Annotated in this window: 13 protein-coding genes, 2 pseudogenes and 1 other annotated feature; of the genes and pseudogenes, 4 read left to right on the top strand and 11 right to left on the bottom strand. The window is 35.4% G+C overall.

Annotated elements, in window-relative coordinates; all coding sequences use genetic code 11:
- Positions 1 to 223 precede the first annotated feature (223 nt).
- The 3 genes from COE25_RS29540 to norA all read right to left on the bottom strand — a co-directional run bounded on the left by COE25_RS29540 (position 224) and on the right by norA (position 3,322).
- Complete coding sequence (locus COE25_RS29540) at positions 224 to 670, bottom strand: C1q-like domain-containing protein (protein ID WP_098935185.1); 447 nt, start codon at positions 668 to 670, stop codon at positions 224 to 226.
- Between the two features lie 430 nt (positions 671 to 1,100).
- A complete protein-coding gene (locus COE25_RS29535; protein WP_098935184.1) occupies positions 1,101 to 1,670 on the bottom strand; it encodes a pyridoxamine 5'-phosphate oxidase family protein in 570 nt (189 codons plus the stop codon).
- Positions 1,671 to 1,723: 53 nt separating this feature from the next.
- Positions 1,724 to 1,938, bottom strand: a binding site (T-box leader).
- Positions 1,939 to 2,128: 190 nt separating this feature from the next.
- Positions 2,129 to 3,322 (bottom strand): multidrug efflux MFS transporter NorA, encoded by a 1,194-nt coding sequence (gene norA / locus COE25_RS29530; protein WP_098935183.1) that lies wholly within the window; start codon positions 3,320 to 3,322, stop codon positions 2,129 to 2,131.
- Positions 3,323 to 3,443: 121 nt separating this feature from the next.
- Here norA and COE25_RS29525 point away from each other — a divergent pair, with 121 nt between their 5' ends.
- The gene (locus COE25_RS29525; protein WP_098935182.1) at positions 3,444 to 4,277 is read left to right on the top strand and encodes a MerR family transcriptional regulator; all 834 of its coding nucleotides are present in this window, start codon (positions 3,444 to 3,446) and stop codon (positions 4,275 to 4,277) included.
- 145 nt (positions 4,278 to 4,422) lie between these two features.
- Here COE25_RS29525 and COE25_RS32040 read toward each other — a convergent pair.
- From COE25_RS32040 to COE25_RS29490, 7 genes and pseudogenes are all read right to left on the bottom strand, one after another.
- Positions 4,423 to 4,513, bottom strand: a pseudogene (locus COE25_RS32040) (GNAT family N-acetyltransferase); the annotation flags it as partial.
- A gap of 155 nt (positions 4,514 to 4,668) precedes the next feature.
- Positions 4,669 to 5,313, bottom strand: coding sequence for a formylglycine-generating enzyme family protein (locus COE25_RS29515; protein ID WP_180247663.1), 645 nt, complete (start codon positions 5,311 to 5,313; stop codon positions 4,669 to 4,671).
- A gap of 357 nt (positions 5,314 to 5,670) precedes the next feature.
- Positions 5,671 to 5,858 (bottom strand): annotated as a pseudogene (locus COE25_RS29510) (NUDIX domain-containing protein); the annotation flags it as partial.
- A gap of 257 nt (positions 5,859 to 6,115) precedes the next feature.
- A complete protein-coding gene (locus COE25_RS29505) occupies positions 6,116 to 6,853 on the bottom strand; it encodes an esterase family protein (RefSeq protein WP_098935180.1) in 738 nt (245 codons plus the stop codon).
- Positions 6,844 to 8,040, bottom strand: coding sequence for an ATP-grasp domain-containing protein (locus COE25_RS29500; protein WP_098935179.1), 1,197 nt, complete (start codon positions 8,038 to 8,040; stop codon positions 6,844 to 6,846). The genes COE25_RS29505 and COE25_RS29500 overlap by 10 nt, the downstream gene beginning before the upstream one ends.
- A gap of 156 nt (positions 8,041 to 8,196) precedes the next feature.
- Complete coding sequence (locus COE25_RS29495) at positions 8,197 to 9,027, bottom strand: alpha/beta hydrolase (protein WP_098935178.1); 831 nt, start codon at positions 9,025 to 9,027, stop codon at positions 8,197 to 8,199.
- 157 nt (positions 9,028 to 9,184) lie between these two features.
- Positions 9,185 to 9,415, bottom strand: coding sequence for a DUF7878 domain-containing protein (locus COE25_RS29490; RefSeq protein ID WP_098935177.1), 231 nt, complete (start codon positions 9,413 to 9,415; stop codon positions 9,185 to 9,187).
- Between the two features lie 459 nt (positions 9,416 to 9,874).
- Between COE25_RS29490 and COE25_RS29485 the strand changes: the two genes are divergently transcribed.
- The 3 genes from COE25_RS29485 to COE25_RS29475 all read left to right on the top strand — a co-directional run bounded on the left by COE25_RS29485 (position 9,875) and on the right by COE25_RS29475 (position 12,068).
- Positions 9,875 to 10,357, top strand: coding sequence for a DUF2975 domain-containing protein (locus COE25_RS29485; RefSeq protein WP_098935176.1), 483 nt, complete (start codon positions 9,875 to 9,877; stop codon positions 10,355 to 10,357).
- A gap of 10 nt (positions 10,358 to 10,367) precedes the next feature.
- The gene (locus COE25_RS29480; protein ID WP_088087392.1) at positions 10,368 to 10,583 is read left to right on the top strand and encodes a helix-turn-helix domain-containing protein; all 216 of its coding nucleotides are present in this window, start codon (positions 10,368 to 10,370) and stop codon (positions 10,581 to 10,583) included.
- A gap of 387 nt (positions 10,584 to 10,970) precedes the next feature.
- Complete coding sequence (locus COE25_RS29475; protein WP_098935175.1) at positions 10,971 to 12,068, top strand: molybdopterin-dependent oxidoreductase; 1,098 nt, start codon at positions 10,971 to 10,973, stop codon at positions 12,066 to 12,068.
- A 411-nt stretch (positions 12,069 to 12,479) separates the two neighbouring features.
- On the opposite strand, the gene mgrA is transcribed toward COE25_RS29475, so the two are convergent.
- The gene (gene mgrA / locus COE25_RS29470; protein WP_098935174.1) at positions 12,480 to 13,472 is read right to left on the bottom strand and encodes an L-glyceraldehyde 3-phosphate reductase; all 993 of its coding nucleotides are present in this window, start codon (positions 13,470 to 13,472) and stop codon (positions 12,480 to 12,482) included.
- Between the last annotated feature and the right edge of the window lie 138 nt (positions 13,473 to 13,610).

Genomic DNA, 13,610 nt, shown 5'->3' with positions numbered 1-13,610 from the left:
ACAGGAATGCTGCCCCTTTAATTCAATAAGAAAAAAGCCACCAATTTGGCAGCTCGATCTTAAACTCTTGCACCCTTAGTTGAAGAAGAAAAAAATTATATCATAAGAAAAACGCTGCGGGCAACAGCCTTATCTTCCTAAACTCAAGCCCTTTAGTTTAATAAAAGTGTACTTTAGCCACCAAAGTTAATAATTATTTTATATTGAACTTATTCATTTACATTCATAATGGGAATCTAATTGCTTCAAAATGCGTGAGAGATGGGTCAGGATCAGTATTACCATCAGTGATAGCTTGGGCAAAAATTTGTACTCTATCACCCTTAGATAATTGGGTTATAGTAGAAACACTCACATGATTATTATTTGTCAATGGTGCACCAATAAAATCATTATCAGTAGCTGCTACATTTTCATCGTTAATAATGATAAACATCTTCACACTATAATTTGTACCAACATCAGGAACATAAGCAAGTCTTGCTATTATAAAATATACTCCATCTTGTTTTGGCTCAAATGTCGATGTACCTGGGTTATATTCATTGTTCAAATCAAGTATTTGATCTGGATACATAATTTGTTTAATGTCTGCAGGACCCACTTCTTGTGAAGTGGTGGCAGCAGCCATAAAAACTGACTGTTGTGCTTTATGTGGTTCAACTCCCATTATTCTCCTTCCTTTCTTTCATAAAGATTACACTATTTATATTAGTGACATTAGAATTTGTATAGGCAAAAACACGAAAGAGGTGAATATCAGTTATAAAAAAATACAATACCTATTTTGGTATCGCATATTTTTACCCATCCATATTCAAGTAACCTGCTCCGTTAGTGGAAAAAGAAAAAAAGTCGCCGGAGCGACCCTTTGTTTAACATAAGCACCCGTTAGCCATCCATGCAGCACAAAATGAGTGCTGCACCACAGAGAATGAAAATGGTTAGGAAGTGTCAATACTGTTACTGACCTTTATCCAGTCAACCCTAATCCATAGACTTATTAATTATCGCTCTCCTCTTTTTTTTTTAGGATTGAGCAGGGTCTTCTTAAGCATTGTCATTTTTCTAATCATGAAGAAAGTTATTTTCATGGTAGTTTAACAAGAACTTTTAGTTATATTATCTCCTATAGGTGTAACTATCCCATCCATACTTATAGAATTTTTCTTTTTACGGTATTCTTCTAAATCTTCTTCGCTTTTATTAGCAGCCCACTGTTGAAGAGTATCTCGTTCACCATTGTATGAATAAAATGGCACACTAAATCCACATGATGTTTTTACCGTTTCTATCTCTACATGAATAATTTGTCGAGTACCAGGAAGGATGTCAAAATGCTTTGACATATCATCCCATTCAGGTGTACCAGGTAATATCACTTTACCTTTTCCATAAAGTCGCAAAATCATCGGGGGACCTTCAAAAGCTATGAACATAAATGTTATTCTACCGTTATCTTTTAAATGTGCACTTGTTTCATTTCCACTACCAGTTAAATCTAAATAAGCGACTTCTGTTGGAGAAAATATCTGCATTACATCATGACCTTTTGGGGAAATGTTAACATGTCCGTCTTCTAAAAGAGGTGCTGAACCAACGAAAAAAATTCGTTGCTTTCTTATAAATTCTATGTGGTTTGGAAGTATCGATGAATAAACTGTTCCCATAAAATATTCCTCCTTGTTGAAACTATTGTTTAAAATAAAAAGCCTACCATCTCATAAGAGACGATAGGATTTATCTTCGTGGTACGACTCTTTTTGATTTGCTTATTAAACAAATCCACTTTATAACTGATTACGGATGTCAACCGTTAAGACCACATATCAGTCTCACCACTCGTGGTTGAGTTGGGGACTTTATTGACTGTCTTTCACCAACCGACAGCTCTCTAAACAATAAACATTCCTTAAAACTCCCAGTCACTGCGTTTTAATATTTGAAATTTTCTTAATATTATTATGTGATCTAAAATATGTCAACCATATTTTTCTATTTCTTCTTTAACTAACCTGCCACGTTAGTTCAACAAAAAAGGGAGTTGTCTCAACAACCCCTTTTTAAACTCTTGCACCCTTTAGTTTAAGTACAATGTTTCACACTAGTCGTCTTTATTTCAGTTTAATTAATTAGCTACACTAGCCCTCACTTCGTTAGAAGAATGATTTGCTGGCTTCTTCCAGAATAATGTTATAACTATTCCCAGAGCTAGTATCACAGTCGCAAGGTAGTAAGGGCTGTTAATATCTATATCAAATAATATACCCCCTAGAATTGGTCCACTAATGTTCGCTAAACTTGTAAACATAGAGTTCATTCCACCAACGAAACCTTGTTCGTTCCCGGCGATATTTGAAAGGTAAGAAGTAACTGCTGGTCGGAATAAATCGAATCCTACAAAAACAATAAATGTAACAAGTAAAATAGAGAAATATGAATGAACAACTGTCATTAAAAAGACAAGTATGGCTGATAATATTAAGCTGTATCGAATCAGTTTAATTTCACCCCAAATTCGTGTAAGTCTATCAAATAATATGACTTGTGAAACTGCACCAAAAATTGCACCACCTGTGATAACAATGGCTATATCGGATGGATTAAATTGAAATTTGTGGTCCACAAATAGACTAAAGAACGATTCAAAAGCTGCTAAACCAAACGAGGCAATAAAAATTAAAATAAACGCAAGGAAATATTTTGGTGCAATAATACGTTTGAGGCCAATCTTATCATCTGAGACTTGTTCATTATTATCTTCTTTACGATTCGGCTCAGATAATAAAATAATAGAAAGTATAGCCGCAATTGTACCAAGTGCTCCTGCAAAGAAGAATGGTATATGTGTTCCATATTCCGCTAAAAATCCACCAATACCAGGACCAATAATAAATCCTGTACTAATTGCAGCTGACATATAACCGAGTGCTTTAGGACGAGTATCAAGATTTGTAATATCAGCAATAAATGCTGTAACAGCTGGCATAATGAATGCAGCACTAACTCCTCCTAGAATACGAGAAATAAATAACATTTCGATTTCTCTGCCGATCCCAAATAAAAATTCTGAGATGCCGAAAATAAATAAGCCAATTACTATCATAATTTTTCTGCCGAATTTATCCGCTGCTTTCCCTGCAAATGGTGAAACAATCAATTGAGCAATTGCAAACGCTGCTGTTAAATAACCAACTGTGGTTCCAGTAATGCCTAGTTCATTCATCAGCGTAGGTAAGACTGGAATTACAAGACCAATTCCCAAAAAGGCAATGAATAAATTTAGTAATAATAATCCCAGGGTGACTTTATGAGTCTTCATCTTTTACATTCTCCTTAACAAAACTAATTCCCCGCAAACTTACTTGTATTGTTTTCATTTGTTTACAATTTTCATCCTAGTGTATATAGTAACTATATAGTCAAGGGTGGAGCTGTAAAAAATGAATAAAAAAAAGGGAAAATATTTAACTACAGGTGAATTCGCGAAGCTTTGCAAAGTAAACAAACAAACACTTTTTTTTTACGATCAAATAGGGCTTTTGTCTCCGGTATTCAAAAATGAAAAAGGGTACCGTTATTATTCAATTCGCCAGATAGATCTATTCTTTGTTATTGATTTATTAAAGGATCTGGGTATGTCGCTAAAAGCTATTCAACAATATACGCAAAATAAATCGCCTGAAAGTTTTTTGTCTTTAATGTATCAAAAAAAAGAAGAGATTATGAAAAAACGTCAGGAGATTGAAGCGAAGGAAAAAATTATCGAGGCAAAAATAGCATTAATGGAAGAAGCGTCACACCTTGATTTTCATCAAGTTACGCTTGAACAATTACCAGAAGCAACACTTTATTTAAGTAGAAATATTGAAAATATAACCGATGAAGAATTTGTAGAGGTCGTTTCAGATTTTATTAATGAATTGAACGTATCACAACTTGATACAGGATATCCAATAGGTGTTATAACGAAACGGGAGCAAGTATTAAAGGGAGAATTCACTAATTATAGCTATTTATATATTGAGCAACCGAATCCCAAGGAAGGATATCCCTATTTTAAAAGTGTTAAGGGTGATTTTCTCAGTGGATATCATATAGGAGATGAGAAAACAATACATAAAACATATAAGCGACTTTTTTCAGAGATGGAACGTTTAAATTTAGGCTTAGGAGATTATGTTTTTGAAGAGTATATTTATGATACAGTTGTAATGAATCATAAGGAACATTACGTCACCAAAATTATGATACAAGTCGAACGAATAGAGAGTTAATTTTACAATAATTCTTGTATAGATGAGCTTAGGAAAATTTAATCCAAGCTTTTTTTATTTTGACTTTAAACAACTCTTGTTAAACTCATTTTGTTGGGGTCCATCCTGATTTCGGGAAATAGATTATATGACTCATTTGATTCGGAATGTGAGAGAAATCCAATAAGAAAACCTACAATTTGCCCATCCTTTTCTGCAATAAAACTTGTATTTGTAAAATGGTCGAAAAACAATTGATAAATTCTGTTGTTCTATTTATTTATTATTCCCCTATAGTTTAAGTAGAAACTTTCACAATCTCTAATACATTTTATTTAAAAATTAGGTTATTTTCTTGCACTAATGATCTCCGTTCGTTGAGCTGTAAAACCTCGAAAGTTGGCTTGTTTGTTTAAAAAGACTGGGCAAGACGTATTCCAAGGTCTTCTATGCAAAATGACGGATGGCTACGACGACGACACGTTGCCCCACAACCCCTAGCCTCTTCAGCCCAGCTACCACCTCTAAAAATTCGGTAGGAGCCGTACACTTGTTCATCATATAAATCCCAACACCACTCCCAAACATTCCCTAACATATCATACAGACCCCATGCATTCGGTTCCTTTCTTCCTATTTCATGGATTTTGCCTCCTGAATTTTCATTATACCAGGCAATCTTATCAAGCTCTCCGTATCTATAACTAGTAGTCCCTGCTTTACATGCATATTGCCACTCTGCTTCTGAAGGAAGTCGATAGCCGTCTGATTCCCAATCACAAATAATGTTTTCACCATTATTACTTATAGAATAACACTCTTTTAGTCCAGCTTTCTGTGATAGTAGATTACAAAAAGAAATTGCATCATTCCAAGAAATATTCACAACCGGTTTTAGCTCTCCGTCAAAAGAATTAGGTGATTTATTTGTAATAGCATAGTACAGACTCATAGTTACAGGATACCTGCCAAGAAGAAACGGTCTTATTTCAGCTTTCCATTTGCTTTTTATTCTATCGTCTCTTAAATCTATTTCTCCTCCTGGAATTTTTGCCATTGGATAGTCAATGTAACTCTTTGTTTCATTTGACACTCTACCTTCCTCCTTTTGAATTGATTTTACAAATTTCACCTCGTTTAGTACCATTAAATCAATACAAAAAATACGTTGTTTTTTTCAGATAACTGCTTCATTAGCTTGAGTACACTTTTTCAAAATCTTTTATATACTTTAACATAAATATCCAATTTCCTTATTGAGTGTTATTCAAGAAAATGGCCCGCAGCCGCTGCCGCCTATTGTTTAACTCAATAAAGAAAGCGAACCCTGATAAAGAATCGCGCCGGCTTGCGGAAGACTAAAAATATTTTCGTCCTATTTTTTGATTTTTCTCAACAAACTTTCTCATTCGAAACCAGTTTCTTCAAGAAACTCTCTTTTCACTGCAATTGTTAAACTCTCTGGTTCTTCTAAACTTCCTCCTGGAAGGTCATAAGATTTATGTATGGTCCACCATTCTTGTTTATTACTAAAAGATTCCCATTTTCAAAACAAATACCATATACACCAAAAGCTCTGTGGTACTTTTCTGTTTTCTCCATTTCCTACATCCCTTTAAAATTATCTTTCTGCTATATTTATACATACTTATTCTAGTCTCCTTCTCCTTTAGCTATTAAGAGCTGCCCTTTCGATTTCGATAATCCGGTCAATAATTCCAGAAAAAAAGAATTTTTAGGGAGAGTTGAACTTGTTATTGTCTCAATACGACATCAATTATTTATTACCTAAAAATCAAAAAATCCCGTGTCAAAAAACACCAGCGACTCAACCGTACTGATGTTTTTTTGACATTTTATTAAAGTAATTTTCCTAAATAATACGGCATTTGGCGTCGCCACCAAATCCAATCATGCGAAACATCTTCGCCCCACTCATCAAACCAAGTTGGAATTTGTTTTTCTTCAAAGGCTTCTTTTAATGTATAGTATGAAGGCAGCCCATCCTGTTCCCAATCACCCAGCCCGGTACAAATAATGATATCTGCTGAACGATAGCGATCAATAAACCAGCCGTCATTTTGATTCCATATGTAATCACTCGGTGAATTTTCGTATACAAGCGGATCATTTCCGTAATCCCCAAAAAAGAAACGCACATCGTAAACACCGCTTAGTGCAACGGTTGTTTGGAAGACATCCGGATGTCTCAAGAAAAAGTTCAACGCATGATATGCCCCCATACTACACCCCGTTGTCATCATTGGCTCAAACCAACCTGTTTTATGTTTAATAAATGGAATAGCTTCTGAAATCACATAACGGTCATATGCCTCATGAGCTAATGCACGGTCATGCGCTGGTTTTGAGTCGTGCAGCCAACTTTCGTTATCTATACTAGCCAATGTAAAAAATTGAACTTTTCCGGATTCAATAAAGTCATGACACACATCAATCATTCCAAAATCATAGTATTCAGAATGCGTCCCTCCAGATGAAGGAAAAACTACGATTGGCATGCCACTGTGTCCATATCTGTTTAACAGCATTTCACGTCCTAATTCGCCACTCCAATGGTTTAACTGTTCTATATGCATAGAAAAATCTCCTTTCCCAAATTTTTTCGTTCATGTACAAAACGGATAATATCATCCACTTCTTCCTGCGAATCTGCATTAATCGCATAAAATTGATTTCCTTGGAGTTCCGCAAACGCATCTGGCATGCGCTGTTCAAACTTCACACGGTCGCCAAATCGTTCATAAATAGCATTCGTATCATGTTTATACTCATACGCATCACGCTGTGTTACACCGACACAAAACTTGTTTTTGGCATCGGACTTCTTAAATTCTCCTCCAGTCACAAGAGAAGCATACTGAGCAAATAAATCAATGGAGTACGCGAAATTGTACATATCAATCGTGTAGCCGCCAGCCAAGCGGTTATTGTATTCAAGTGCAACATAATCCCCATTTTCTAATTTAAAAAACTCAATATGGAAAAAGCGTTCTTTCATGCCAAAAGCTTTCACAATCGCCTTTCCATAAGTTTCGAGCTTTGGATCAATTTCTTTTTGAATCACATAAGCTAAATCCAACTGACCATTAACGAGTTCCAGAGTTGGCACATTATATGTAAAGCTTGTTTGGAAAACAATGTTCCCTTTCTGATCCACTAAACCATCAAATGTACAAAGCACGCCTCCTTCGACATATGGTTCTAAGAAGTACACTTGTGCTTCTCCCCATTCTTCTTCAAAATGACGTACAGCCTCTTCTGAACTTAATTTAAAGGTTGCAGCTGATCCAACTCCATTATCCGGTTTAGCGATAACTGGCAGTCCTAATTCATCAATGGCTTTAGATAACTCCGTTTTAGTTTTAACGATTCTTCCTTCTACAACAGGCACATCTGCATTTTTAAACAGCTTCTTCATTTCAGATTTATACTTAACTTTTTTCAAGTCATTCGTTTTATTGCCGTACACGTTAAATTGCTCACGCAACTGAGCATCAAGTTCTAACCAGTATTCGTTATTGGATTCAATGCGGTCAATTGGACCATGTTTATAAAATAAAAATGCAACAGCCCGTTTCACTTCATCTACATCTTCTAAATTATTCACACGATAATATTCTGTTAAAGAGTTTTGTAATTCGGAACCTAATTGGTCATATGGCTCTTCGCCAATTCCTAAAACATTGACACCTGCGTCTTTTAAACGATGAGCAAATGACTGAAAATTACTTGGATAATATGGTGATATCAAAATATAATTCATAAAAAAAGCTCCTTTCTCAGAATCAAAAAATTCATTATTTTCACGACTAAGGTACAATTATTCCAATTTAATCAATCTAAACTTCCAAAAATATTCAAAAAAAGTGAAAGATTCCTCCCATGATCAAATTCAGTCAAATATAATTATTCAGTTCATTCAAGACCACTTCTCACTTAAGAAACGTAAACATTCTGGCAAGTGTTTTGCCCAAGATTTTTCATTATGTTCTTCATCCGCAAAAATATTTAAACGAATGCTATCAATTGGAACAGAGCCTTTTATCAGTTGTTTATAATACTTAAGCGAGCAATCGATATATGCCTGCTTCATATTACCATACATCAATTGTCGATCGGCATCATCGCCTTCCTGAGTCCCAACTTGAATGTACACGCGTTGTTCAGGATCCAACTCTTTTCTAGCAATATAACTGTCAAAGGCTTTACTTGTAATCCAATTGGCTAAAGAAAAAATGCCTAAACCACCAATTTGATCTTTATATTCAATACCCATAAAAGCCGAAATATTTCCTCCAAGTGAACTGCCAATCATCGCTGTATGATATTTATCCGATTTAGTTCGGTAATGCTTATCGATAAACGGCTTCACGACTGTCATGACAAACTCAGCAAACTCCGCGCCTCTTCCGCCTAGTTCAATATCTTCAGGAAGTGGACTTTCAGTAATTTTCCAAGGAGTATATTCATTAATTCGATCTTGTTCAGCGTTATCTATCCCAACAACAATCATCTTCGGAAAATCGGGGTTTTGTTTAATTGCATGAATAACTTTCCATGAATACCCGCTATAAGCTTCACTACTGTAGAAAACATTTTGTCCATCATGCATATAGACAACTGGATAATTTTTAGCCTCATCTTTATCATAATTTTTCGGTAATAAAACACGCACGCGACGTTTTTCATTTTTATAAGACATATGTAATTGATGTGTTTCTAGTTTTAAATAAAAATAGGATTGATTCATTTTACCTTCCTCACTCCTTTGATATTACTTACTAAAGGTCCTTATCCAGAGTAACAAAGTAATCAATTGAGTGAAGTTCCTTATTCAATTCGTGAAGATAATGTGTTACAGCTTCTACTAATACAGTTGTGGAAATGTATTTGTCTGTTTCAAACTCTTACCAAATTGAATAAATTCTCCAATTATCTTCACCCTCATATAGAAAGTTGATTATAGCCTCGTCATGGTCAATGGTATCAAAGTCCATATTCTCTCTAACACTACTACGAATCTTTTGTAACCATTTGCCCAGTTTCCATCCTAGTTCTGCTAGGTTGGTAAATGGTTCTTCGAAAAATAATTTTTCATCTATATAAATATTTAAATTACCTGTTCTATAACCATTCATATAAGATCCATAATATTCTGGTCCAGTTGGTACATCTGTGTCTAAAACAAACGAAAATCATATATCCATAGAATCACTCCTCAGAGAAATATTCTACATTAAAATCACGATTCCTTCTTCCTAACCTGCTCCGTTAGCACAATATAAAAAGGGGATCGCCGCAGCTTCACCAGCTAAACAATTTACGATGAAGGATATTATTTATTTTAAGTAGGTTCTGTTATCTTTCGTTGTTGATTTACTTTATTAAACTATTTGGAAGTTTTGTTGAACAAGTTGTAAATTTAACATTTTAATGTAAGAGCAATTCTTTGTAATGAGAATTGCTTTTTATTTTGTCAAAATTAAAAGCATATTTAAATAACAATAATAATATAATAAAAAACAATACGATTTTATTGTAAATCGATAAATAATATGATAAAATCATGTTATCATTAAATATGCGAGGTGCTTTTTATGAAACAAGTTACGACACTCTTTTTAAAGCTAGCTGTTATTTTTATAGGAATCCCAGTTCTTGCATTGTGCATATTTTTGGTGCCTAAGATCGGGAATTTTGCTGGAGAATTGTATCCAGATATTGCTTATATGAAATCTCTCGTTTTAATCGATATTTATGCGGCAGCGATACCTTTTTACTTTGCTCTGTATCAAGCTTTTAAACTTTTAAGCTACATTGATAAGAACCAAGCGTTCTCGGAATTATCGGTAAAGGCTTTAAATAAAATAAAATACTGTGCCATCACGATCAGTACCTTGTACCTGCTAGGTATGCCACTCTACTATCTCATGGCGGAAAGAGTTGACCCGCCAAGTTTCATACCAATCGGATTGGTCATTATTTTCGCCTCTATGGTGATCGCCGTTTTTGCTGCTGTTCTCCAAAGACTTTTACAAGAAGCTATTAATATAAAATCAGAAAATGATTTAACGGTCTAAGGTGGAGAATATGGCAATTATTATTAATATAGATGTGATGTTAGCAAAACGAAAAATGAGCGTAACGGAGCTTTCGGAGAGGGTTGGGATTACGATGGCGAATCTTTCCATTCTGAAAAATGGGAAAGCAAAAGCGGTTCGTTTATCAACTTTAGAAGCGATATGTAAGACTTTAGATTGTCAACCAGGTGATATTTTGGAGTACAAAAGCGACGAAGACACTTAATAAAAACAGACAACAACTTTCTTCAACCAACGGGATTAGATAGTGAAATTAAGATGAAGGGATAGCGATTAAGCTATCCCTTCTCTGCGTTTATTATTGTTATTTAATTAGAGAATTCCATTGATATTAGTGATGATGTGATTTGCAATGTTTGCACCTCAAATGTGCTTTATTACACTCTTGCCCCCGTTACTTGAAGAAGAAAAAAGTATTAAATGTTAGCTTAATTTTATAGTTTTTTGCTTTAGATGAAATAAAACCATAGGAATAAGATGGATACCAGATATAAAAGACCATGGGAGCAAATTTATTGGAGAATGCTTTAAGACTTTATTAAGTTTTCCATGCTATAATTCAACAAAATACTAATGATTGCGAGGGGGAAAAATGAAGAAATGGTTTCCTCATGGGAAATGGACGAAATATTATGTATGGCTACACCATTATTCCATTGTATCCTTTTTAGTTCTCATGGTAACAGGACTTGCTCTTTATATCCCATTTTTTCATGTAAGGCTGATACGGTATCTATTCTTCCTTTATGATGCTCATATTTTCTTTGGAATCGTTTTTTTTCTTTCGTTATTTTCTCCTATTGTGAAGAAGTTGCCAAAGGTGAACCGCATACGAAAAGTCGATTGGTTTATGCCAATATTTTTTGGTACAGCAATCGTTTTAACTGGATTTTCTTTGTGGAAGGTCAATTGGTTTCCCGCAAGCATAAGAGAGGCTGCCTTCGCTTGGCATGGGAATTTGTCTTATCTTTTAGGAATTTGGTTTATCTTGCATGGTTTCTTCAAAGCAACCGGAACACAATATCTCCAAACACACGTGACGAAAAAAATGGATTCAGAACGCAGACAATTTCTGCGATGGGGATTTTCAGGATTAGTGATTGGTGCAATTTCAATGACTCCTTTCTCGAAGCTCTTCACTACACGCGACAATGTATCAACAGATTCGAGACCGGGGATACATGTGTTTCCGGAATATTTTACTGTGACAGACAACTATCCAAAGGTCTCGCTCAACAAGTACCAGTTGAAAATTGACGGTCTAGTAACTACTAAAAAATCCATTACCTTGGATCAATTGACGTCTTTACCTGTTACAAAACAGATCAAAAATTTCCAATGCGTTACGGGATGGACGGTAACGGATGTGGAATGGGAAGGAATTCACATCCGCGAGCTTGTTTCATTGGTAAAACCCACTTCAGAAGCTTCATTCATCACCTTCTATTCTGCTGATGGGGTCTATACAGAAAGTTTATCCCTTAAAGAAGCGATGGAATCCGATGTTCTTCTAGCTTATAAGATGGACAATCAGCCGCTTCGCGTCGAACAAGGTTTTCCGCTTCGATTGGTGGTGCCAAAAATGTATGGGTACAAATCTATCAAATGGGTAAATCGTGTTGAATTTGCATCCACTCGTATTCAAGGATACTGGGAACAACGAGGCTATCCTGCTGAGGCAACATTTTGAGCAAGTAAAAAATACAAGGTTTTTTGGAATTACGGCTTTTACTTATTTAAGCCTTCTCTTCAACTCACTGATAGTAAAGAGGTGGGATAAAGGTTTATTTTAATTATCCGCTGCGAAATTTGGTTAAAACGATATCTGGATAATCGTGAAAAGAGGAAGTATCAGGCAGGAATTATATAGAAAGTATTTTTAAATAAAATAAGCAACGCGATTGCGTTGCTTTATTTCACTCTTGCACCGGTTTGTTTAAGTATAATTCTTCACATACTCAATTCAATTCAGTTGATTATCATGTAAATCAAATTTATAAATTGGGTTTATACACTCCAAAATAGATACAATTGCATATCAGATTAACGCATTAAGGCACAAAAAAGCCTGCCTTGATGCATCAGGCAGGCTACTTGAGTTTTAGCTTTTTAGGATATCTTCAATACGATTCAATTCTTCTTCAGAGAAAGCTAGGTTATTTAATGCTGCAACGTTTTCTTCAATTTGGCTTACACGGCTTGCACCGATCAGAGCGGATGTAACTTTACCACCTCTTAATACCCATGCTAGGGCCATTTGTGCCAGGTTTTGACCACGTTCTACAGCGACTACATTTAACTGCTGGACACGATTAATTACAACTTCCGTTACTTGATCAGTACCCAATGCGCCTGTTGATTTTGATGCCCTAGAATCAGTAGGAATTCCATGCAAATATTTATTGGTTAACAATCCTTGTGCTAATGGACAAAAGGCGATCGATCCGACACCGTTTTCCTGCAAAACATCTTGCAAGCCATCTTCAATCCATCTATTCAGCATCGAATAGCTAGGTTGATGAATGACAAGAGGAGTGCCTAATTGATTTAATATTTTGATTGCTTCATCTGTTTGTTCAGCACTGTAGCTTGAAATTCCAACATATAATGCTTTACCCTGGCGAACAATTGAGTCTAATGCCCCCATCGTTTCTTCAAGTGGCGTGTTTGGATCAGGTCTATGTGAATAGAAAATATCAACATAATCCAACCCCATTCGCTTTAGGCTTTGGTCTAGACTTGAAATGAGATATTTCCTTGACCCCCAATCCCCATAAGGGCCTGGCCACATATAATACCCTGCTTTTGATGAAATGATCATTTCATCCCGGTATGGAGCAAAATCTGTTTTTAGCATCCTACCAAACATTTCTTCGGCTGATCCTGCAGGTGGGCCATAATTATTAGCTAAGTCAAAATGTGTAATACCTAAATCGAATGCTCGTCTAAGCATGGCACGGCCATTTTCATATGTATCAACACCACCAAAATTATGCCATAAGCCCAGTGATATGGCTGGGAGCTGAAGACCGGAATGTCCGCTTCGATTATATTTCATATTGTCATATCGAGTTTGATCTGCTTGGTAAACCATGATAGCCCCCTCCTTTTTGATTACATGTAATATTATATACGTTCGATTTTATATGTCTATTAAAAGAAAATCTCCCTAGAAAAAATGTATTCTTCTGCCAACCTTAAATTCCCTTTAATCAACTAACCTCCCTCAATA

Origin of the sequence: Bacillus sp. AFS031507, from assembly GCF_002584635.1 — a bacterium.
In the GTDB taxonomy this organism is placed as follows: Bacteria; Bacillota; Bacilli; order Bacillales; family Cytobacillaceae; genus Neobacillus.
The sequence above is the reverse complement of the archived record's forward strand: the minus strand, read 5'-3'. Positions and strand labels throughout refer to the sequence as shown.

Coding starts and splice junctions, on each gene's coding strand:
- COE25_RS29540 (WP_098935185.1), bottom strand. CDS start 670: ATGGGAGTTGAACCACATAAAGCACAACAGTCAGTTTTTATGGCTGCT.
- COE25_RS29535 (WP_098935184.1), bottom strand. CDS start 1,670: ATGGGAACAGTTTATTCATCGATACTTCCAAACCACATAGAATTTATA.
- norA (WP_098935183.1), bottom strand. CDS start 3,322: ATGAAGACTCATAAAGTCACCCTGGGATTATTATTACTAAATTTATTC.
- COE25_RS29525 (WP_098935182.1), top strand. CDS start 3,444: ATGAATAAAAAAAAGGGAAAATATTTAACTACAGGTGAATTCGCGAAG.
- COE25_RS29515 (WP_180247663.1), bottom strand. CDS start 5,313: ATGGCAAAAATTCCAGGAGGAGAAATAGATTTAAGAGACGATAGAATA.
- COE25_RS29505 (WP_098935180.1), bottom strand. CDS start 6,853: ATGCATATAGAACAGTTAAACCATTGGAGTGGCGAATTAGGACGTGAA.
- COE25_RS29500 (WP_098935179.1), bottom strand. CDS start 8,040: ATGAATTATATTTTGATATCACCATATTATCCAAGTAATTTTCAGTCA.
- COE25_RS29495 (WP_098935178.1), bottom strand. CDS start 9,027: ATGAATCAATCCTATTTTTATTTAAAACTAGAAACACATCAATTACAT.
- COE25_RS29490 (WP_098935177.1), bottom strand. CDS start 9,415: ATGAATGGTTATAGAACAGGTAATTTAAATATTTATATAGATGAAAAA.
- COE25_RS29485 (WP_098935176.1), top strand. CDS start 9,875: ATGAAACAAGTTACGACACTCTTTTTAAAGCTAGCTGTTATTTTTATA.
- COE25_RS29480 (WP_088087392.1), top strand. CDS start 10,368: ATGGCAATTATTATTAATATAGATGTGATGTTAGCAAAACGAAAAATG.
- COE25_RS29475 (WP_098935175.1), top strand. CDS start 10,971: ATGAAGAAATGGTTTCCTCATGGGAAATGGACGAAATATTATGTATGG.
- mgrA (WP_098935174.1), bottom strand. CDS start 13,472: ATGGTTTACCAAGCAGATCAAACTCGATATGACAATATGAAATATAAT.